Genomic DNA, 19,847 nt, shown 5'->3' on the forward strand with positions numbered 1-19,847 from the left:
GGATACACGTGGAAGGTAGCGAGCGCGAAGCACGTATCATCGACGCGGTCGTTCTTGACGCCGTGGTTCTTGCCGCCGGCAAGGGCACGCGGATGAAGAGCGACCTGCCGAAGGTCCTGCACAAGCTGGCAGGCAGGCCGCTGCTGGACCACGTACTCGACACGGCGACGGGCGCTGGCATCGGCCATACCGTGGTCGTGGTGGGGCACGAAGCCGAACTGGTGAAGAGGACGTGCGCGCGGCCGGGCCTCGATTTCGCGCTGCAGCAGCCGCAGCTGGGCACCGGGCACGCCGTGCAGATGGGCCTGCCGGCGGTGCGCGAAGGCGGCTGGTGTGTCGTGCTTGCCGGCGACGTGCCGCTGCTGCGTGTCTCGACGCTGCAACGCCTGATTGAAGGCACCGTGAAATCGGGCGCGGCGGCCACAGTGCTGACGTGCGTCGTCGAAGATGCCGGCGCCTACGGACGCATCGTCAAGGACGCTTCGGGCAAGGTTGTCCGCATCGTCGAGGCGCGTGATGCGACGCCGGCCGAGAAGGCGATCGGCGAGTACAACAGCGGCGTGTTCTGCTTCCGCACCGCCGACCTGGCCGAGGCGCTGGGCAGCCTGAAGCCGAACAACGACCAGGGCGAGTACTACCTGACCGACACCGTGGCGTACCTTGTCGGGCGCGGCCGACCGGTGACCGCCGTGCAGACCGATGACCCGGGTGAGGTCGTCGGCATCAACACGGTGGATGAGCTGGCAGTGGCCGAGACCCTGCTGGCGACCCGGGACAAGTGACCATGGAACGGCTCTGCACGCCCTGGAGGTACGGCTACGTGAGCGGCGAACGGAAAGAGGAAGGCTGCGTCTTCTGCAACCGCCTGACCGGCGGCGACCGGGAGCACTATGTCCTGTACCGGGGGCCGCGGTGGTACCTGATCCTGAACCTGTACCCGTACAACAGCGGCCACCTGCTGCTGGTGCTGGGTCGGCACGCGCAGCGGTTGGCCGACTGCACGCCGGAGGAACTGGTCGACATGGCCAGCCTGCTCAAGCTCATGGAGGATGCGCTCCAGGAGGCGTTCCGGCCCGACGGCATCAATTGCGGCTACAACGGCGGTGCCAGCGCCGGGGCGGGCATCCCGGGCCACCTGCATGTCCACATGCTGCCGCGCTGGACCGGCGACACGAATTTCATGAGCACGATCGGGGAAACGAGGGTCATGCCGCAGACCCTCGACCAGGTCCGGGAACGCCTGCAGCCGGTGGTCGAGCGGCTGGCTGCCGGCCTTCCGGGCGCGACAGGGCAGGCCTAGGCCTGGTACTTGGCCAATCACCGGTTCCGTTCCCGGGATCCGGGTGCTATCTTGCGCCCGCGGCCGGGTCGGGGCCAACAGGGGTGCCGACGGACCGCCGCGGGGAGTGACGATCGACGATGCGGAAGTCGCTGGGGACAGTGATCCTCACCCTGATGCTGGGCGTGCTGATCGGCGCGATCGTCAGCGAAGTCCTCGGCCTGTTCCTGAGCAAGGGCAGTGTGGCCGAGCAGCTCTTCGTCCGTTACGTTGCGTTCGGCCCCGAGGTCAACCACTGGAACCTCGTGATCCTCGACATCACGTTCGGGTTCCAGATCCATTTCAACCTCATGAGTGTGATCGGCGTCTTCGTCGCTTCACAGATCCTGAGGTGGTACCGCTGAGACACGGGAGGCCGTGATGACTCCAGTCCTCGCAATCATGGGCAGCATCGGTTGGCCCGAAATGCTGCTGATCCTCGTCCTGGTGCTGCTGTTCTTCGGGCCGCGGCGCCTGCCGGAGATCGCCGAGGCGATGGGCAAGTCCATCCGCAAGTTCAAGAGCGCGACGCAGGAAGCATCGCGCGAGGTGCGTCGCGAACTCGACGACGCCGGCAACACGCGCCCCACCGAGACGCCGCGGGACAGCGGCGGCGAGAAGCCGCAGGGGCCCGCGCAGCCCTGATGATACGGAGGTCGGCTTGAACCTCGCGCAGCTTCTGGAACAACTGAAGGCCGACGAACGATTCCTGCGCCACGTCACCCGCTGGGAGGTCATCCCGGCGTGTCCGGCCCGCACGGTGCCGTTTCCGGATGTACTTGATCCCCGGTTGGGTGATGCCCTGCGGCGCCGGGGCGTCAGCGAGCTCTACACGCACCAGGGCGAAGCCGTGGCCCTGGCGGCTGCCGGGCGCTCGTTCGTGGTGCCGACGCCCACCGCCAGCGGCAAGACCCTCTGCTACAACCTGCCCGTGCTCGACGCGATCCTGCGCGACCCGCAGGCGCGCGCACTGTACCTGTTCCCGACCAAGGCGCTGGCCCAGGACCAGATGCACGAGGTGCACGGCCTCGTCACCGAACTTGGTGTCGACATCAAGACGTTCACCTTCGACGGCGACACCCCGGAAACGGCGCGCCGGGCGATCCGGAGTTCCGGGCACATCGTCGTCACGAACCCGGACATGCTGCACCAGGGCATCCTCCCGCATCACACATTGTGGGTGAAGCTGTTCGAGAACCTGCGCTATGTCGTTGTCGACGAGGTGCACCAGTACCGCGGCGTGTTCGGCAGCCATGTCGCCAACGTGCTCCGGCGGCTGCAGCGGGTGGCGCGCTTCTACGGCGCCGATCCCCAGTTCATCTGCTGCTCCGCGACGATCGCCAATCCGCTCGAGCTGGCCGAGCGCCTGACCGGGTTGCCGATGGCGGAGGTCTCCGACAACGGGGCGCCGCGCGGGCTGAAGCACTTCATCTTCTACAACCCGCCGGTCATCAACCGCGAACTGGGCATCCGCGCCTCGACCATCAAGACGACGCGCGCCATCGCCGAGCGCTTTCTCGGGTGCGGGGCGCAGATGATCGTCTTCGCCCGCAGTCGCATGCGCGTGGAACTGCTGCTGACCTACCTGGAGAAGGCTGGTCGCAAGGTGGGGATCCGTGCCGGCGAGGTGCGCGGCTACCGCGGCGGCTACCTGCCCGGCGAGCGTCGGGCCATCGAGCAGGGACTGCGCGACGGCAGCGTGCGGGCGGTGGTCTCGACGAACGCGCTCGAACTGGGCATCGATATCGGGCGGCTCGACGTCTGCATCATGGCCGGGTATGCCGGGACGGTGGCGGCCACCTGGCAGCAGGCCGGGCGCGCCGGCCGGCGGCAGAACGTGAGCGCCGTCGTGCTGGTGGCCTCGAGCAGTCCTGCCGACCAGTACATCGTCACGAATCCCGACTTCTTCTTCGGGCGCAGCCCGGAGTACGCGACGCTCGATCCCGACAACCTGGTCGTGCAGATGAGCCACCTCAAGTGCGCGGCGTTCGAGCTGCCGTTCGCCGAGGACGAACTCTACGGCGGCAACCGGGTGACGGAGATCCTCGACTACCTGTGCTCGATGCGGGTGCTGCATCGCGCCGAGGGCCGGTTCCACTGGATGGCCGACACGTACCCGGCGGAGGATGTCAGCCTCCGCAGCGCCGCGCCCGACAATGTCGTCATCATCGACGACTCTAAGCAGGGCGGGCTCGTGATCGGCGAGATGGACCTGTTCAGTGCGCAGGAGATGCTGCACGACGACGCGATCTATATCCATGGCGCCCAGCAGCACCATGTCGACAAGCTGGACTGGGAGCGTCGGGAGGCGCACGTCAAGCCGGTACAGGTTGACTACTACACCGACGCGCAGCGCAAGAGCGAGCTGAAGACCCTGACCGCCGACGAGGAGAAGCCGCACGGGGAAGGTGCGCTGGCCGTCGGGGAGATCGGCCTGGTCTCGAAGGTCACGGTCTACAAGAAGATCAAGCTCGGCACGCACGAGAACGTGGGGGCCGGACGGGTGCACCTGCCCGAGATGGAGATGCACACCACCAGCTTCTGGTGGGAGGTGCCGGAATCGGCGGCGGCTTCGCTCTCGGCGCGGGGCCTGGACCTCGGGGATGCCCTGAAGGGACTGGCGCACCTGCTGGGGTGCGTGGCGCCCATGTTCATCATGGCCGACAGCGCCGACCTTCACGCGACGGCGATGATCCGCTCGCCGTTCACCGACAAGCCGACGCTGTATCTCTACGACACCGTGCCTGGCGGCGTCGGCTTCGCCCGGCGGATCTACGAACAGTTCGACGAGATCTGCGAAGCGGCGCGGCGTCACCTCGAAGCCTGCCCGTGCGCCCACGGTTGCCCGGCCTGTGTGGGCGCCGCCGTCGACTCCGGAAGTACGGCCCGCGCCGGCGCCGCCTGGCTGCTGGCGGGACCGGCAGCTGCCGCAGCGGGCGGCTAGGGGCATGGACCTGCGCCGGCGCCTTGCCCGCCTGGACCGGTTGACGCGGCGGGATGTGGTCGATCTCGATGCTGCCGACTCCCCTGACGGTGCCGTGCCGGGCACGTCGCAGGGCGCGCCGCCGGAGGCGCCCCCGGCTGAACTGGGCCTGCGCGAGGAGTCGACCGGCGCAGGCCCGTGCTGGGTGCGCGAGTGGCGCGAGGCGCCCCCGGCGGTCCCGGATGCATTGCCCGACCTGACCGGCCTGTTGTCGCGGCACGGTGACAGCCGCCCCGGGCGAGGGCAGGTCCTGCTGGTCGACACCGAGACCACGGGACTGGCCGGGGGCACCGGGACATTGGCATTCCTTGTCGGCGTGGCGTGGTGGGAAGGCACTGAACTGGTCGTCCGGCAGCTTTTCCTGCCGGGGCCCGGGCGCGAGGCCGCCCTGCTTGCCGCCCTGGCGGAGTGGGCCGCGGGCTTTGCCGTGGTCGTTACCTATAACGGCGCCTCGTTCGACCTGCCGCTGCTGCGCACGCGCGCCCTGATGAACCGGCGCACGGACCCGCTGGCCCATCTGCTGTCGTGGGACCTGTTGCCGGCGGCGCGACGGCTATGGGGGCGCTCGCTGCCGGACTGCCGGCAGCAGACTGTCGAATCGGTCGTGTGCGGCCTCGTCCGCGGCGAGGGTGACATCGAAGGCGCCCGGATTCCCGAGGTCTGGCGCGCCTGGCTCTCGGGCGGCGACACGGAGGAACTGCTGTGCGTCCTGCGCCACAATCGGCGCGACCTGGTCGGCATGGCCTGCATCCTCGAACGGTTGTGTGGCGAATGCGCCGCCCTGGCGGCGGAACCTGCCGCGGTCGAGGATTGGCGGCGGGCGTGGGCGCTGGCCCGCGTGGCCGAGAGGCGGCGGGACGATGCCGCCGCCGCGCGCTGGCTGGCGGCGGCCCTGGATGCCGACGGCGGCAGGGAGGCGCGGGCAGCAGGTGTGGCGTTTGCCGTCGATGCCGTGCGCATCCTCAAGCGGGCGCGCCGCTGGGAGGACCTGGAGCGCCTGCTCCACACCGAGATCTTGGCTGGCGCCGGCGTCTGGGCGCACCGCGAAGCCGCGATCCTGTACGAACACCGGCTGCCGCGTCTCGAGCAGGCGCTGCGGCACGCCGGCGAACTGGACGAACCGGGGCGCCTGGCGCGCCTGCAGCGACGGCTTGCCCGCATGGCGGGCGCAGCCATGGAGGATGAGTCGTGATCAAGCTGCCGAGATCCGAAGCGCACCTGCTGTTGGCCGGCGTGCGCGTGCTGTCGCACCGGCTCGGGCGCGGCCCTACGCCCGAGGAACTGGCTGACCTGCTCGGCGCGGCGGAGAGCCAGGTGCGGCTCCAGGCTGCGGCGCTGCAGGAACTGGGCGCGATGGCGCTTGTCAGCAGCGCCTACGAGACGCATCTGGAGGTCCGGGACCACCTGGCGGTCGAACAGCTCGCGGAAGGCGAAGGCCCCGCGATCAGCGACGATCTCCGCGCCTTCGATGTGCGCAAGCGCGAGGAAGCGGAGAAGATGGCGCGCCTGTTCGACACGGGAGAACACGAAGAGCTGCGGCAGGAACAGCTGCGGAAGATGGACGCTGACCTGCGCGACTTCAGGAATCGGAAACCGCGCAATCCGTTCGGCAAGACGACGCTGGAACCGCGCCGCGGGTGCGGACAAGCAGGGCCCGGGCACGCGTCCCGGGCCCTCTGCTTCCATCGGGAGCCGAGTTCTCAGCCGTTGCCGCGCATCTCCGCGCGCTTGTCCTCGATCTCGGCCTTTTCCCGCTGTTCCTTCAGCCACTTGTCGACGACTTCGCCCTGGGCCTGGGCCAGCAACGCCTGCTGGATCCCCGCTCTCCGGGCCGCGAAATCGGCTTCGTCGATCGGCTTGATCCACAGGGGCATCGCCGCATACACGCCGCGGGCGGTTTCGACCTCGGGCGTCAGGCGGCCGACGAGGCCTTCGAGCACGTTCTTGTTGAAGTCCGTGCCGTACCCGACCTCGGCCACGTTGCTGTTGAAGGAGAACGTGTCGGTCACGGCGTACTGCAGGTTGAAGTCGCGCGCGACCACGCTCAGCGCCGCGCCGGCATTGGCAGCGGCGATCGCCGGCGCCAGGCGCTGCTTGGCGACGGCCGTGTTGTGCTGCTTGCGCAGGGCCAGCATGATCTGGCTGCGGACTTCGTCCAGCGGCCGCACGCCGGCCGGGTCGATGCGCTCGGCGAGCACGACGAAGTAGCAGTCGTCGTTCTCGAACATGGGACTGATCGCGCCGGGCTTGGCGGTGAACAGCCAGTTCGTGCCCATGAGCGACAGCGCCAGGCCGGGGATGTCGCGTCCGCGCATGGCAGGCGCCGGCGTCAGCAGTTCGTGGGCCTCGGCCTCGGCTGTGGACGCGAAGCTGGCGGCATCCACGCGACCGCGGAAGCCGTTGGCGGCCTCGGCGATCAGGTCGAGCGTCTGCGGGCCCGGCACGACCTTGATGAGGATGTGACGGGCCGAGATCTGGTCGACGATTCCGGCGGGACCGGTCTGCTGGGCGGTGACCTCGATGAGGTGGAAGCCGAACTTCGTGCGCACGGGCTCGCTGATCTTGCCCACCGGCAGCGCAAAGGCGGCCGTCGTGAACTCGGGGACCATGCGATTGCGGTCGAAGGTACCCAGGTCGCCGCCGCGCGCGCCGCTGCCCGTGTCGTCGCTGTACTGCTTGGCGGCCGTGGCGAAGTCGATCGTGCCGGACTCGATGTTGGCACGCACCTCGTTCAGGGTGTCGAGCACTTCCTTCTCGTCGGCGCTGCTGGCGGCCTTGGCGAAGCGGACCACCTTGCAGGTGGCGAGGCCGTCGTGCTTGTAGTCGTCAGGGTGGGCAGCGTACCAGTCGCTGATTTCCTGTTCGGTCGGATTGTAGCCGTCGGTGATGTCCGCGAACGGCACGCCGATGTATTCGGCCATCGCGAGGCCGGCCTGACGTGCGTACTCACGGCGCACATCCTCCTCGCTGACGACTGCGCCGGCGGCGACTTCGTCGCTCAGCTTCTGGCGGGGCAGCAGCACCTGGCGGACGTAGTTCTCGATCTGCGTCCAGTCGTTGTCGGGGTTCTGCAGGTCGGCATAATAGCGGTTCATGTCGACCTGGCCGTTGGCGTCGCGGTACTGCGCCAGCACCTCGGCGGGCGGGTTCTTGGTCAGCGTGTCCAGGACTTCCTGGTCGCTGATCTTGATCTTGCGCTCGCGGATGGCCGCTTCGACCAGCGCGTTCTGCACGAGCGAATCCCAGGCCCGGTCCTGCGCTGTCGCGTACTGGTTGGCGTTCAGTTCGCGATCGGGGGCCTGCTGCCGCATCATCGCGACCTGTTGCCGCACGGCCTGGTCGTACTCCTGTGCCGTGATGGGCGTGCCGTTGACGGTCCCGATGACCCCCGCATTCGCGCCCGCGGACCCGCTGCGATCGCAGCCGGCGTCGCCGAAGCCGATATATACGAAGGCCAGAAACGACAGGGCGATCACCCAGTAGAACAGCTTCGCCCGGGAACGCAGGAACTGGAACATCGATCGAACCCCTTGCCAGTGGTGGAGGGGACCGGGAGCCCGCGCCGGCGGCGCGGTGCCCGCCCCGGACCGGGTCTTGCGGGAACGGCACAACAAGATACGGCGCGGCCGCAGGGCCGGCCCGCCGCTCTCCGGATCAATCATCCATAATGGCAGAATCACCGGAAAATCTCAAGTTGCGCGTTGCCCGGGCCGCCTGATGTCGTAGACTGCCGCCCGGCGCATGGTTGCCGGGAGGCAGCGGCCGGCGCCCGGGAGGAACACGTGGAGTGGAACGCGGGCCTGGTGGCCCTGCTCAGCGGCCTGTTGGCCCAGGCGGGTAAGGTGGTCTGGGAGGCGGTCGCCCGGCACCGTTGGCGTCCCCTGCTGTTCTTCGCGAACGGCGGCATGCCGAGTTCGCACGCGGCGACCGTCACGACGCTGGCGCTGCTGATCCGAAGGGCCGAGGGCCCTGGCTCTGCGTTGTTCTCCCTGTCGCTGGTCTTCGGGGTGTTCGTCCTGTTCGAGGCGACCGGCCTGCGGCAGGAGATGGGCAAGCAGGCACGCCTTCTCAACGACCTGCGCGAGGCCCTGCACCAGGGGCTGCCGCTGCCAGGTGGTCGGCTGCGTGAACTGGTCGGGCACACCTGGGGCGAGGTGGCCGGCGGGATCGTTGCCGGAGTCGGAGCCTACTACCTGCTGGGGGGGTTGGTGCGGCCCTAGGCAATGGATAGTGGCCGAAGCGAAGGGCGGGCCCCCTAAGGGGATCCTTAAATAATCGTTGACAGCGGCGCGGCCGCACCTAATCTCGGGTTTGGAGGCGGGATACGGTCGCTGAACCCGCCCCTTGCGCCGTGGAGGCGCCGCCGGATGGAGGAGTGCCGGCGGGGCGCAATAGCGGGCGATCCATGATCGAAAGGATTCGGCATGCGCGTCGTAGCCCTGGCCAACCAGAAGGGCGGCTGCGGGAAGACCACTACCGCAACCAACCTCGCCGCATCACTTGCCCAGCTCGGGCACAAGGTCCTGCTCATCGACAACGATCCCCAGGGGCACGCGACCCTGTCGTTCGGTTTCCGTGAACGCGATTTCACGCTCAGCACCTACGACCTGTTCCTGACGACCGATATCCTCGTCGAGGACGCCTTCCTGGAGATCAGCCCGGACCTGCACCTGGTGCCGGCCGGCGTGGAACTGAGCGCCGTCGAGATGGCGCTGGCCCGGAGCCGGAAAAGGAACTGCGCCTGCGCAGCAACCTCCGGCGCAGCGCGCTGCCGTACGACTTCATCCTCATCGACTGTCCGCCCAGCGTGGGGCTGCTCACGTTCAATGCGCTGCTGGCCAGCGGGGAAGTCATCATCCCCGTCGATCCCAGCTGTTACAGCCTGCAGGCCGTGCGCAAGATGCGCGAGACGCTGTCGATGCTGCGCCAGAAGAAGGGGCACGACGTGGTGCCGCGCATCCTCATGGCCGCCTTCGACACGCGACCGCTGTTCGTGCGCAAGATCATGGAAGAGCTGGCCGAGCTCTATCCCGACGAACTGATGGAGACGATCATCCATCACACGGTCCGGTTCCGCGAGGCGGCGGGGGCCGGGCAGCCGGTGGCGAGCCTCGACGCCGATTCGCGCGGCGCCCACGATTTCCGGCTGCTGGCGCGCGAAGTGGCCGGGGCCGGCGCCACGGTGGCGGTCGCGGCGCTGGACCACTGGACAGCCCTGCTGCACGGCCCGCAGGTGACGAAGGCGGGCGTGCGCTTCGAGGCCGACTTCCCCGCGCGCGCGCTCGGTGCGCCTGACCGGGACGTTCTGCGACTGGTCAGCCAAGGGACTGCCGCTGACCAAACGCGAGGACGGCATCTGGGAAACGTACCTGGCCATGGAGCCCGGCAGCCATGCCTACCGGTTCATTGTCGATGGAGCCTGGCTGCCGGATCCGCACAATCCGGAAACGGTTGCCAACGAGTTCGGCGGCGCCAACAGCCTGATCACCGTGTCGTGAACGCAACGTCGGCGGCGGCACCTGCCGCCGCCTGCAAGCGCAGCCCGGAGCCCGCACCATGAGCCGACAACCGCGACCCGCTGCCGCCGGCGACAGTGCCCCTCGTGTGCACCATATCGACGCGATCGCCCACCATTTCCTCTCGACCGACGAACCGGTGCAGCCGGGCGCCGTGACGTGCGTTCTCCGCGATGTCGCCGTGGCGACGCCCGGTTCCGGCCGCGCAGCGGCCTGTGCGGCGTCGGGGCTCGCTGCCCTGGCTGTCGGCGACTGGGGCAACTGCCTGGTTGAAGACGAAGCGGTGGCATGGTCCGCATTCAGCTACCTGGGCGGGGTGAAGCCGCCCGCGTTGCCACCGGTCGCAGCGGCGGACCTGCCGCCAGGTGTCCGGGCACGCTGGTTGGGCGGCATCGGGGCGAGGGCTTCGGGTCCGCTGCCGCGCCGCTGGCTGCGGTGGCGCCTGCTCGGGAGAAGCCTCCGCGGCCACGTTGCCGGCGTGGGAGGTGGCCTGTGGCCTGCCGCCGGCGGCGCGCGCGGCGTCACCGCACTGGTCGGCACTCGTCTGGTGCGTGGGCGTCGGTGAAGCGGCACAGCCCGAGCCGGCGGCCAGTCTGCGGCGCCTGGTGGACCTGCTCCGCCCGGATCGCGTGGAGTTCCTGGTCGTGCCCGACGCCTGGGAAACACCGCCGGGCGCCTGGCGGCTGGTGGGGCGTCGTCGCGATCCCGGCTGGCGGAATCTGGCCCATCTGCAGAATGTCGCACGCTCGGCGGCGGGCGACGTGCCGGCAAGCGTGCGGGTCTTTCCTGACGAACCTGCGGCCGCCGGCGGTGTCGGCGCCGATCTGCTGGCCGGAATCGCAGCCACGATCGCCGGGCTCGGCGATGCCGCGCGGTGTGGTTGACGGCTGTGGGCCGTTTTCGGTGGACCGGACGTGGGGACTGACCTAACGTCCCGGTGAATGGTCCACCATGCCGCCGCGCCGCTGTTTCGAAGAGTTTCGCCACGCGCGGCGGGCACTGCAGACGAGGTTCGCATGCCGCTGTTCCGCCGAGCCATCCCGTCCGCGTATCCTGCCCGCTTCGCCTTGCCGACGCCGCGGTCCGCCGGGGCGTGCCCTGCCGCCTCGTTGTCCGCTGAGCCATGGCGGCCCGATGGTCCGCGGCGCGGACGCTGACCCATGTCGGGAATCACTTTGCCGGAAGGCCCATTGCCGGGAAGCACGTTGTCGGGCCGGCGCGCCCGACTCGCCGCCGCCTTGTGGGGCGCCACGCTGGTGACCCTGCCGTGGGTCGGCGCCGACGTCATCATCCTGCTGACCGGGCGCGACGCCGGGGCGGGCCTGCAGCCTTCCTGGCTGCTGATGGCGGCCGCCTGGGTCGTGTCCGGGCCGGGTCCCGGCTGGCGCGCCCTGCCGCGTCCGTGGCGGATCGTGATGGGGGCAGGCCTTGCCGCGGTTGTCCTGTCCGTCGCCGGCCTGGTGCTGGCGCCGGCTGCCGCGAACGCATCCGAAGCGTTGATGAAATTTATCAAGCAAGCGATCCAATTGTCAGTGATGGTGTCTTTTGCGCTGTGGCCGATGCTGCATCTGCGCGGTGCTGAGGCCTGGCGCCGGACAGCCCGTTGCGTGGTGGCCGGGGCGCTGCTGCAAGCCGGATACGGCCTGCTGCAGCAGGTTTCCTATCCCAGCCCGGGGCCCCTGCTGGCGGGCCTGGAGCGGGTCTTCACCTCGAATCCGTCGATTCTCAGCGGTTCCACCGCGCTGTACGTCGGCAATGCGTTCCTTGATGTGCCGAGGCTGCGCGGAACGGCCTGCGAACCGCTCTACCTGGGGAATTACCTGCTGCTGGCGCTGCCGATGGTGGCGCTGACCGGCTGGCGAGCAGCGTGGCGGGTGGCGGCTGCCGCGAGTCTCGCCCTTTTGCTGCTCCTCACCTGGTCACGCGGTGCCTGGCTGGGGGCGATGGGCGGGGTCCTCGTCGCCGCCTGGTGGCTGGCGGGCGGGACGACGTGGCAGGCAACGGCCAGGTGGCGCCGCAGGCTGGCTGTCGCCGCCGGCGTCGCCGTTCGTCGGGGCGGGGCTGGCCATGCTGGCCGGCTGGGAACCGGCGCTGCTGCCGGCCCGTCGCCTGGCGCAGACCTTCAGCACGCACGACTGGTCCAATCTCACGCGTCTCTATTCTCTGCAGGCGGGTTGGCGCGCCTTCACCCTCAGTCCGGTGGTGGGCATCGGGTGGGGCCAGTTCGGCTGGCACTTCCCGGCCCTGGTCGACCCGGCGGGGCTGCAGGCGATGTTCACCTGGCCTGTCGTCGCCAATTTCCCGCTGCTGGTCCTCTGCGAGACGGGCCTGATCGGTTTTGCGGCAATGGCGGCGGGCGCGTTCGGGCTGCTGCGCGGCGCGGCGCAGTGCCGCCGTACGCCGTGCCGGAGTGGGCACCCCGGGACGGCCGTCGGCACGATGACGGTAGCCGGTGTCGCGATCGCGATCCAGACGATGACGTTCTCCCAGTACAACCTGCCTCACGCGTGGGTCGCGCTCGGACTGCTGGCTGCGGCCCTCCTGGAAGCACGCGAAGGGAGCGCGCGGTGAGCAGGCGGCCTGTCGTGGTGCTGGAAGCCCTGTCCGTCCGCAGCGAACCGACCGGCGTGGCCGGCGCGGCAGGCGATCTTGTCACGGCCCTCGCCGCGAACGACCGCGGTCTCGATTTCGTCGTCGTTGCCGCCGCGCCGGACGCTTTCCCGGGCCTTGCCGGGCGACCGGGCTGGCGGGTGGTCGTCGGGCCGGCCGCCGGCGGGGACCTGCGCCGCGCGTGGTATGTCCAGCGCGGGTTGCCGGCGTTGTGTCGCGCGGCTGGCGCGGATGTGCTGCACTGCCTGCAGCCGGTCGCGCCGGCAAGACCGGGCTGCGGGCTGGCAGTCACGGTCCACGACCTGGCCTGGCGGGTGTTGCCCCAGGTGGTGCGGCGCTCGCGGCGCCTCTACTACGATGCCGTCATCCCGCGCGGCTGGCGCAGCGCCGACCTGCTCCTGGCGAGCAGCGCTGCCACCGCGGCAGGCCTGGCAAGCGCCTTCCCGGACCTGGCGACCCGTATTCGGGTGACGCCCCTGGGGACGCCGACCTGGATCGGCCGTACGCCGCTCCCCGCGCCGGGCGGGGCCCAGAGGCCTTACTTCCTGTTCGTGGGCGCGCGCGAACCCCGCAAGAACCTGCCGCGGCTTCTCGACGCCTACGAACGCCTGCTGGCCGGGAGCGGCTCCGAAGCCCCGGGCCTCGTCCTGGCCGGTCCCGAAGGCTGGCTCGACGGGCCGCTGCGGGAACGCCTTTCGAGGCCGACGCTGCAGGGGCATGTCGACATCCGCGGGTACTGCGAACCTGCCGCACTGCGTGCCTTGTACGGCGGCGCCCTCGCCCTCGTCTTCCCGTCCCTGCTCGAGGGCTTCGGCCTGCCGATCCTCGAGGCGATGGCCTGCGGCCTGCCGGTGTTGACTTCCGACTGCGGCGCGACAGCCGAGGTTGCCGGCGACGCCGCGCTGCTCGTCGACCCGCACGACACGGGAGCGATGCACCTGGCCCTGGCCCGTCTGGCGGACGATTCAAGGCTGCGCGCGCGCCTTGCCGCAGGCGGACCGCAGCGTGCGCAGGAATGGACCTGGGAACGCACAGCTGACCTTACCACAGGGGCTTACAGGGAAATCCTCAGGTTGCCGCGACGGAGATAGTGATTGCCTGACCAAGGCGGTTGCCATACCTTGCCGAAGGTGCCGGCTCCGGCAGGAGTCCGGTCGGTTGGGCGTTTCAGGGAGGAATCGTGAAGCTCGAGATCGTCGCTTTGCTGGGGTTTGCGGCCGCTTTCCTGATGTCGTGGCTTGTGCAGCCGCATTTCCGCAACCTCGGCTTCCTGACGGAGATCGTCGACCATCCCGGCCATCGGCGCGCCCATCGCGAACCGGTGCCGCGCACCGGCGGCATGGCCATCTTCATCTCGTTCTTCTGTGCGCTGTTCTTCCTCGAGCATGTGATCCTCGGTACGCGACTGCCCTGGTCCTGGCTGGGCATCCTCAGCGGTGCCGGCCTTGCGATCCTCGCGCTCGGCGTGGGGGACGACCGCTTCGGCATCCACGCCGAGAAGAAGCTGTATGGACAGCTCGTGGTCATCGTGGCCCTCATGCTGTTCGGCCAGCGCCTCGACACGGTCACGCTGCCCCTGCTCGGCACGATACCCCTGGGCGGCTGGGCGTGGCCCGTCACCCTGCTGTGGTACCTCGGCTTCATCAACTCGATGAACCTGATCGACGGCCTCGATGGCCTGGCCAGCGGCATCAGCATCCTGGCCTCGGCGGCGCTGGTCGTCATTTCGATGGCCGTGCAGGAGATGTTCTCGACCCTGTTCGCGGCCACCGTCTGCGGTTCCACGGCGGCGTTCTTCTACTGGAACGTGAGCAAGCGGAAGATCTTCCTCGGCGACTCGGGCAGCATGTGGATGGGCCTGGTGCTCGCGAGCCTGATGCTGAACCTCAGCCAGATCACGCCGATCCAGCTGCCGGTGCTGCTGGCCCCGATGATCGTGCCGATCTGGGACACGGGCACGACGATCATCCGGCGTTACCGCCGCCGCACCTCGATCTTCCAGGCCGACGATTTCCACCTGCATCATCGCCTGCTGCGCCTCGGCTTCTCGCCGGCTTCGGCGACCTTCTGCCTGTTGCTGGTCACGACCGGCATGATCCTCTTCGCCTTGAGCGACTTCCTGGGCGTGGCCTGGCTCGGCCTGCCGGCCATGGGGATGTGGATGATGGCCGCGCAGCTCGGGGCGCAGCGTCACCTGCAGAACCGGCGGCACGGACTGGACCTCTTCAGCGAACTCTCGTACGCGCTGGGCCTGGACGACCGGCTGGACAAGCTGACCGGGCGCATCGAACAGGACGTGGCGGACATCATCGACCTTCAGACGGAGCGGCAGCGCGTCGCGCGCCTGAAGGCCGGCGTTCGCGACGGCACCACCGGCACCGTGACCGTTTCCCAGGAGACGGCCGATGCCGTTCGACCCCCTTCCGGAGAGCCTTTCTGAGCTTTGCCGTCCGCCGTTCGCTGCGGATTTCCGCGCGGTCGAGCTCGGTTGCGGCGATGGACGCCTGCTTGGCCTGCTGAGGCGGGACGGCCTGCGGTGCACGGGCCTCGACCGCCTGCCGCGCGCGGCCGGCAGCCTGGCGGACGTTGTCGGCGATGCCTGCCGACCGCCGTTCCTTCCCGGTTCCATCGATCTCCTCGTGGCCGGCAACTTTGTGCGTCACCTGCTTCCCCGGCGGCCGGACGGCGCCTTCCTGCGCGAATGGCTGGGGCTGCTGCGGCCCGGTGGATCGCTGTTCGTACTAGAAGACGAACCGGGCGGAGGTGCGGCGGCGGCGAACTATCGCGATCTTCAGGCCTTCCTGGCCCGGCTCGACCCGCTCGGGCGCGGGCCGCTGGTGTCGGCGGACGCGTTCCGGCGGGCGCTGGCGCCGGACCTGGCGGCGACCGTGCGTGACGGCGGCGTCATGGACAACCGCTGGCCGCTCGACGCTGCCGCCGTCATGGGCATGCTGGCCTCCGGACGGCCGGCGCCCGGCAGGACGGCGGCTCGCCTGCTGGCCGCGATCGGCGCAAACGGCGTGGCGTGTGGCCGGCAGTGGTGGTGTCGCCTGGCGAATCCGAGCGGGAGCGAACTGCGATGATGCGGCAATGGAACCTGCGAACGGCTGTCGGCGTTGCGGCGGCGGCCCTGCTGGCGGCGGCGGCGCTGCTCACGGCGGGACCGCGCGACGCGGTCAACTGGGCGCAGGTGCGCGCGGTTGCGCTCGAGAGTGACGACTGGGGCCTGGCCGGCTTCGTGCCTTCGGACGCGGCCTGGGAGGGCCTGCGGCGCGAGGACCTGACCCCCGGGGCGTTCCCGGCGGTGTACTGGCGTTCAACCCTCGAGGACAGCGCGATGGTCGCCGACCTCGCGGCGGTTCTGCGCGCGCGGCGCGGGCGCGACGACCGTCCGGCCATTCTGCAACCGAACTACGTGCTCTCGTCGCTGGCCTGGGAGGACGGTCAGTGGCGTCGCTACGACCTGCCCGAACTGCCGCGCGCCTATCCGCGGCCCGGCCTCTGGCGGGCCGTGGCATCCGCGCGCGCGACGGGCGTCTGGCAACCCGAATACCACGCCGTCTGGCACTATGATCCCGAGCTGAGGCAGGAGGCCACCGCCGCCAGCGCCGTGGCGCTCGAGGCGGCGTCGCGCGGCATCATGCTGTTTCCGGGCAGCGAGGCCGCGCGGGAACTCGGCCCCTGGCGCTCCGACGACGCACTGGCCGCCGAACTGGATGCCGGCCTGCGGATCTTCAGCGACCTGTTCGGGTCCCGGCCCCGATCGCTGATCGCGCCGGACTACACCTGGAACGGGCGCGTGGAACGGTTGTGGTCGTCACGCGGCCTTCGGGTCATCCAGGCGAAGCGCGAGCAGCGGCATCCGGACCTGCCTGCGGGCGTGGCCGGCAGGTTGCTGAAGGTCGTGGATCGGCAGTGGTCGCGTGCGGCCCATCCGGACCGGACCTATCTGGAGCGCAACTGCCGGCTCGAACCGGTTCAGGATACCGACCCGATGGCGGTGGCCCGGCGCTGCGTGGAGGAGACCGCGCGCGCCTGGCAGCGCGGTGAGCCCGCTGTCGTCGAGACCCATCGCGTCAACTTCGCGCACGTCGATACGGCCGTCGTGGGGACAGGGCTGCGCGCCCTGGCCGCCTATCTCGATGGCGTCGGAGCGCTGCCCGGCCCGGGCGCGGTTTTCCTGACGGACGCCGAGATCGCAGCGCTGGCCCGGAACGGCACGAGTCTCGCCGAGCGGGGGGCCGAACGGATCGCCCGCAACGGCACCCGAAGCCGACGTCTGGTGGACGCCGGACCCGGCGGCGGGGCTGCGCAGGGGAGCCGGATGTTAATTCTCCTGGATTCCGGTTACCACGGTGCGCTGCCCCTTGCGGAACGGGGGCGGGCGGGCGCTGACTAACAGCTTGTGCCGTAACCGGATGTGCATTTCGATCGAATTCGATCGATATCGTGGCTACATTTGTGCCATTGACCAGTTTTCCCTGTTTTGGTATAGTCTTCCGGTCGCCCACCGCACGCCATCAACACTCGAGCCGAAGGGCCCGCCCGGATGTGGATTCCGGCCAGCGGACCGTCCCGGGAGGACGTCAGGACGCCAAGCTAACGTGCATCATTCATTGCACGATCGGGTGCGATGACGGCTCGACAACCTGGGTTCCTGAGGCTCACGCCTCGACAGTGCATTTGAAGTCACCGTCCGGCATGCCGGACGTTCGCCCGACCGGAGGCCTGCAGATGAATGCGTTCGGCGCCCGTTCCCTTGCCCTGTCCCTGCTCCTCGCGCTGGCCATCGCCGCGCCGTGCGCCGTTGCGGCGTCCGGTACCGGTACGGTCATCTACGAAGGCACCTTTGCGGCCGGCGATCTCTCCTGGGATCAGGATCGCGCCGGCGCCACCTACCCCGTCATGGCGGGACTGCGCGGCATCGACGATCCCGGTCGTCCGCGCCTGCCGCTGCGCACCCTGCTCCTGCTCGTGCCGGCCGACGCCCGCGTGCAGGACGCATGGGTCGAGCCGTTGGCCACCCACCGCGTCAAGACCAGCGGGACCCTGGCGATTGCCGAACCCTTGTTCACCGATACCGGCGTCTATGTGCACGAGCCCCGGCTGCCGGCCGGTGGGAATGCGTTCCCGGAATCATGGGGCCGCTTCGCCGGGACGCACACCTGGCGCGGCTATCGACTGCTCGCGCTGGAAGTCTACCCGCTGCGACAGTCGGTCGATGCCTCGGGCGACGTCCTCGAATTCCTGGACAGCTACGCGGTGCACGTGAGCTTCGCGCCGGGCACCGCCGGCGACGACATGGTCGTCCGTGAACGCCAGGTTGCCGGCGAGAGCGCGGCCAATGCCGATGTCCTTTCGCGCCTGGTGGCGAACCCCGCGCAGCTGGCCGGCTATGCGCGCCAGGACGGCGTGGCCGTGGCTGCCGGCAGCGGCGGGTTCCAGCCCGACAAGACCCCGAGCCTTACCGGCAGCGCGGTGAGCTACCTCATCATCACCAGCGAAGCGATGCGTCCGGCTTTCGAGACGCTGGCGGCCTACAAGACCGCGCAGGGCATCCCGTCGGTCGTGGCCACGCGGGAGTACATCGAGGCGAACTACCGGCGCGGAGCCGACCTGCAGGAGACGTTGCGGCTGTTCATCCGCGACGCCTACCAGAAGTGGGGGATCGACTACGTGTTGCTGGGCGGCGATTCGGACGTTCTCCCTCCGCGCTACGTGATCAACACGTTCTATCCGACGAACGGTTCCACGGCCATTCCCTGTGACCTCTATTTCGCCTGCCTGGACGGCAACTGGAACGCGGACGGCGACTCCTATTTCGGGGAGCCGATCACCACCACCTCGACCGGTGACGTGGCCGACTTCGCGGAAGAGGTCTACGTCGGGCGCGCCGCCGTGAGCTCGGCGGCGGCGGCAACCGTCTTCGTGAACAAGGTGATCGCGTACGAGAACACGGCAGCCGGCGCGGGCTGGACCAATCGCGCGTTGTTCGCGGCCGAGGTGCTGTTTCCCGAGGACTTCCATGTCCAGCAGTACATCATCCTCGACGGCGCGAAGTTCGCGGCCGAGCAGATCAACAACCACATCGTCCCGTGCACGGACATGGAATACACGCGCATGTACGAGACCGACCTCCTGTACCCGCGCGATGCGCCCCTGACACGGGCCGCCCTCGTCGATACGTTGAACAACGGCCGCTACGGCATCTTCAACCAGATCGGGCACGGCTACTACTTCAACATGTCCGTCGGTGACGCGAACTTCATGACCACCGACGCCGACAACCTGACGAATGCCGGGCATTCGTTCGTCATGTATGCGCTCAACTGCGCCTCGGCCGCCTTCGACAACAGTTGCCTGCTCGAACGGTTCGTGCAGAACCCGAATGGCGGCGCCGTCTGCTCTCTCGGCTCGGTGCGCGCAGCCTTCCCCAACAACTCCAACTCGTACCAGCAGGAGTTCTTCAGTGAACTGTACTGCACGACCGAGAACCGCGTCGGTCGGCTGATGGCATTGAGCCGCTTGCCCTTCATCGGGCTGACGGCGAACAACTACGTTGACCGCTGGACCTTCGAGAACTACACCCTGCTGGGCGATCCGACGCTGCCCATCTGGACCGGATCCCCGCAGACCCTCAGCGTGGCGGGGCCGGCGTCGCTGGCCATCGGCGCCCAGGCTGCCGCGTTCACCGTGACGGCGGGAGGCCAGCCGGTCGCCGGTGCCCGGGTCTGCCTGCAGAAGGCCGGCGAGGAACTGGCGTGGGGCCTGACGGACGCTGCGGGACAGGTTTCGCTGGGCGTCCTGCCGACCAGCACGGGGAGTGCCAGCGTCGTGGTCACGGGTCGGAACCTGGCCCGCAAGGTGATCACCGTTCCGGTGGTGGCCGGCGGCAGCTACCTGAGGGTGGAGGCTGCGGGGATCGCCGATAACGGCTCGGGCGGCAGCATCGGCAACGGCGACGGCTTCGCCGACGCGGGCGAGACGATCGCGATCTGGCCCGTCCTGCGCGAGACCGGCGGTGCGCCTGCGGCGGGTATCACCGCCACGGTCAGCTGTGCCGACCCCGGTATCACCATCGTCAACGCCAGCGCCGCCTTCGGCGCCGTCGGTGCCGGGGCCTCGACGGCGGCCCTGACGCCTTTCCTGGTCACGATTGCAGCAAGTGTGGCCGACGCCACGACGTTCACGCTCACGTACGACGCGGTGTCCGGTGCCGCCCATTCGTTCTCCGAGTGGCCTCTCGCCGTGCGCGCCCCCCAATTCGAAGTCGTGTCGCTGGACTGGGAGGACGAAACCTGGGGCGATGGCGACGGTGCGCTGGAGACCGGGAGCGGCTCGGTGTCACCGTGATGCTCAAAATTTCGGCACCGGCGCCACCGGGGCGCTCACCGGGCGCCTGCGCACGGACAGTGCGTTC

At 69.3% G+C, this 19,847-nt stretch carries 18 protein-coding genes; 17 read left to right on the forward strand and 1 reads right to left on the reverse strand.

Features of this window, described 5'->3' with window-relative positions:
- Window positions 1-8 precede the first annotated feature (8 nt).
- The 6 genes from IPG61_00105 to IPG61_00130 all read left to right on the forward strand — a co-directional run bounded on the left by IPG61_00105 (window position 9) and on the right by IPG61_00130 (window position 5,493).
- The gene (locus tag IPG61_00105) at window positions 9-782 is read left to right on the forward strand and encodes an NTP transferase domain-containing protein (GenBank protein MBK6732507.1); all 774 of its coding nucleotides are present in this window, start codon (window positions 9-11) and stop codon (window positions 780-782) included.
- A gap of 2 nt (window positions 783-784) precedes the next feature.
- Entirely contained in the window at window positions 785-1,300 is a 516-nt protein-coding gene (locus tag IPG61_00110; GenBank protein ID MBK6732508.1) for an HIT domain-containing protein, read from the forward strand.
- 119 nt (window positions 1,301-1,419) lie between these two features.
- Window positions 1,420-1,683: a DUF4321 domain-containing protein gene (locus IPG61_00115; protein ID MBK6732509.1), complete on the forward strand. Its 264-nt coding sequence runs from the start codon at window positions 1,420-1,422 to the stop codon at window positions 1,681-1,683.
- A gap of 37 nt (window positions 1,684-1,720) precedes the next feature.
- Window positions 1,721-1,963 (forward strand): twin-arginine translocase TatA/TatE family subunit, encoded by a 243-nt coding sequence (gene tatA / locus IPG61_00120; protein MBK6732510.1) that lies wholly within the window; start codon window positions 1,721-1,723, stop codon window positions 1,961-1,963.
- 16 nt (window positions 1,964-1,979) lie between these two features.
- Window positions 1,980-4,262 (forward strand): DEAD/DEAH box helicase, encoded by a 2,283-nt coding sequence (locus tag IPG61_00125; GenBank protein ID MBK6732511.1) that lies wholly within the window; start codon window positions 1,980-1,982, stop codon window positions 4,260-4,262.
- A gap of 4 nt (window positions 4,263-4,266) precedes the next feature.
- Window positions 4,267-5,493, forward strand: coding sequence for a ribonuclease H-like domain-containing protein (locus tag IPG61_00130; protein ID MBK6732512.1), 1,227 nt, complete (start codon window positions 4,267-4,269; stop codon window positions 5,491-5,493).
- A gap of 508 nt (window positions 5,494-6,001) precedes the next feature.
- Here IPG61_00130 and IPG61_00135 read toward each other — a convergent pair.
- A complete protein-coding gene (locus IPG61_00135) occupies window positions 6,002-7,819 on the reverse strand; it encodes a SurA N-terminal domain-containing protein (GenBank protein ID MBK6732513.1) in 1,818 nt (605 codons plus the stop codon).
- 264 nt (window positions 7,820-8,083) lie between these two features.
- Between IPG61_00135 and IPG61_00140 the strand changes: the two genes are divergently transcribed.
- The 11 genes from IPG61_00140 to IPG61_00190 all read left to right on the forward strand — a co-directional run bounded on the left by IPG61_00140 (window position 8,084) and on the right by IPG61_00190 (window position 19,780).
- Complete coding sequence (locus tag IPG61_00140) at window positions 8,084-8,521, forward strand: divergent PAP2 family protein (protein MBK6732514.1); 438 nt, start codon at window positions 8,084-8,086, stop codon at window positions 8,519-8,521.
- Between the two features lie 204 nt (window positions 8,522-8,725).
- Window positions 8,726-9,343 carry an AAA family ATPase gene (locus IPG61_00145; GenBank protein ID MBK6732515.1) on the forward strand — a complete coding sequence of 206 codons (618 nt, stop codon included), beginning with the start codon at window positions 8,726-8,728 and terminating at the stop codon, window positions 9,341-9,343.
- Window positions 9,344-9,586: 243 nt separating this feature from the next.
- On the forward strand, window positions 9,587-9,799 hold the full coding sequence (locus IPG61_00150) for a glycogen-binding domain-containing protein (protein ID MBK6732516.1): 213 nt from the start codon (window positions 9,587-9,589) through the stop codon (window positions 9,797-9,799).
- Between the two features lie 58 nt (window positions 9,800-9,857).
- The gene (locus IPG61_00155) at window positions 9,858-10,382 is read left to right on the forward strand and encodes a hypothetical protein (protein MBK6732517.1); all 525 of its coding nucleotides are present in this window, start codon (window positions 9,858-9,860) and stop codon (window positions 10,380-10,382) included.
- Window positions 10,369-10,701: a hypothetical protein gene (locus IPG61_00160; GenBank protein ID MBK6732518.1), complete on the forward strand. Its 333-nt coding sequence runs from the start codon at window positions 10,369-10,371 to the stop codon at window positions 10,699-10,701. Before IPG61_00155 ends, IPG61_00160 begins: the two co-directional genes overlap by 14 nt.
- A 1,183-nt stretch (window positions 10,702-11,884) precedes the next feature.
- The gene (locus tag IPG61_00165) at window positions 11,885-12,388 is read left to right on the forward strand and encodes a hypothetical protein (protein ID MBK6732519.1); all 504 of its coding nucleotides are present in this window, start codon (window positions 11,885-11,887) and stop codon (window positions 12,386-12,388) included.
- Window positions 12,385-13,518, forward strand: coding sequence for a glycosyltransferase family 4 protein (locus IPG61_00170; GenBank protein MBK6732520.1), 1,134 nt, complete (start codon window positions 12,385-12,387; stop codon window positions 13,516-13,518). Before IPG61_00165 ends, IPG61_00170 begins: the two co-directional genes overlap by 4 nt.
- A gap of 89 nt (window positions 13,519-13,607) precedes the next feature.
- Window positions 13,608-14,867 (forward strand): undecaprenyl/decaprenyl-phosphate alpha-N-acetylglucosaminyl 1-phosphate transferase, encoded by a 1,260-nt coding sequence (locus IPG61_00175; protein MBK6732521.1) that lies wholly within the window; start codon window positions 13,608-13,610, stop codon window positions 14,865-14,867.
- A complete protein-coding gene (locus tag IPG61_00180) occupies window positions 14,833-15,510 on the forward strand; it encodes a class I SAM-dependent methyltransferase (GenBank protein MBK6732522.1) in 678 nt (225 codons plus the stop codon). The genes IPG61_00175 and IPG61_00180 overlap by 35 nt, the downstream gene beginning before the upstream one ends.
- A complete protein-coding gene (locus tag IPG61_00185; GenBank protein MBK6732523.1) occupies window positions 15,507-16,826 on the forward strand; it encodes a hypothetical protein in 1,320 nt (439 codons plus the stop codon). Before IPG61_00180 ends, IPG61_00185 begins: the two co-directional genes overlap by 4 nt.
- Window positions 16,827-17,128: 302 nt before the next feature.
- On the forward strand, window positions 17,129-19,780 hold the full coding sequence (locus IPG61_00190; GenBank protein MBK6732524.1) for a hypothetical protein: 2,652 nt from the start codon (window positions 17,129-17,131) through the stop codon (window positions 19,778-19,780).
- Window positions 19,781-19,847: the final 67 nt, after the last annotated feature.

Source organism: bacterium, assembly GCA_016703265.1.
GTDB lineage: Bacteria > Krumholzibacteriota > Krumholzibacteriia > LZORAL124-64-63 > LZORAL124-64-63 > CAINDZ01.

Bases quoted from the DNA above. Each gene is read 5' to 3' on its own strand.
- IPG61_00110 (MBK6732508.1), top strand. From the start codon at position 785: ATGGAACGGCTCTGCACGCCCTGGAGGTACGGCTACGTGAGCGGCGAA.
- IPG61_00115 (MBK6732509.1), top strand. From the start codon at position 1,420: ATGCGGAAGTCGCTGGGGACAGTGATCCTCACCCTGATGCTGGGCGTG.
- tatA (MBK6732510.1), top strand. From the start codon at position 1,721: ATGGGCAGCATCGGTTGGCCCGAAATGCTGCTGATCCTCGTCCTGGTG.
- IPG61_00130 (MBK6732512.1), top strand. From the start codon at position 4,267: ATGGACCTGCGCCGGCGCCTTGCCCGCCTGGACCGGTTGACGCGGCGG.
- IPG61_00135 (MBK6732513.1), bottom strand. From the start codon at position 7,819: ATGTTCCAGTTCCTGCGTTCCCGGGCGAAGCTGTTCTACTGGGTGATC.
- IPG61_00145 (MBK6732515.1), top strand. From the start codon at position 8,726: ATGCGCGTCGTAGCCCTGGCCAACCAGAAGGGCGGCTGCGGGAAGACC.
- IPG61_00155 (MBK6732517.1), top strand. From the start codon at position 9,858: ATGAGCCGACAACCGCGACCCGCTGCCGCCGGCGACAGTGCCCCTCGT.
- IPG61_00165 (MBK6732519.1), top strand. From the start codon at position 11,885: ATGCTGGCCGGCTGGGAACCGGCGCTGCTGCCGGCCCGTCGCCTGGCG.
- IPG61_00180 (MBK6732522.1), top strand. From the start codon at position 14,833: ATGCCGTTCGACCCCCTTCCGGAGAGCCTTTCTGAGCTTTGCCGTCCG.
- IPG61_00185 (MBK6732523.1), top strand. From the start codon at position 15,507: ATGATGCGGCAATGGAACCTGCGAACGGCTGTCGGCGTTGCGGCGGCG.
- IPG61_00190 (MBK6732524.1), top strand. From the start codon at position 17,129: ATGCCGGACGTTCGCCCGACCGGAGGCCTGCAGATGAATGCGTTCGGC.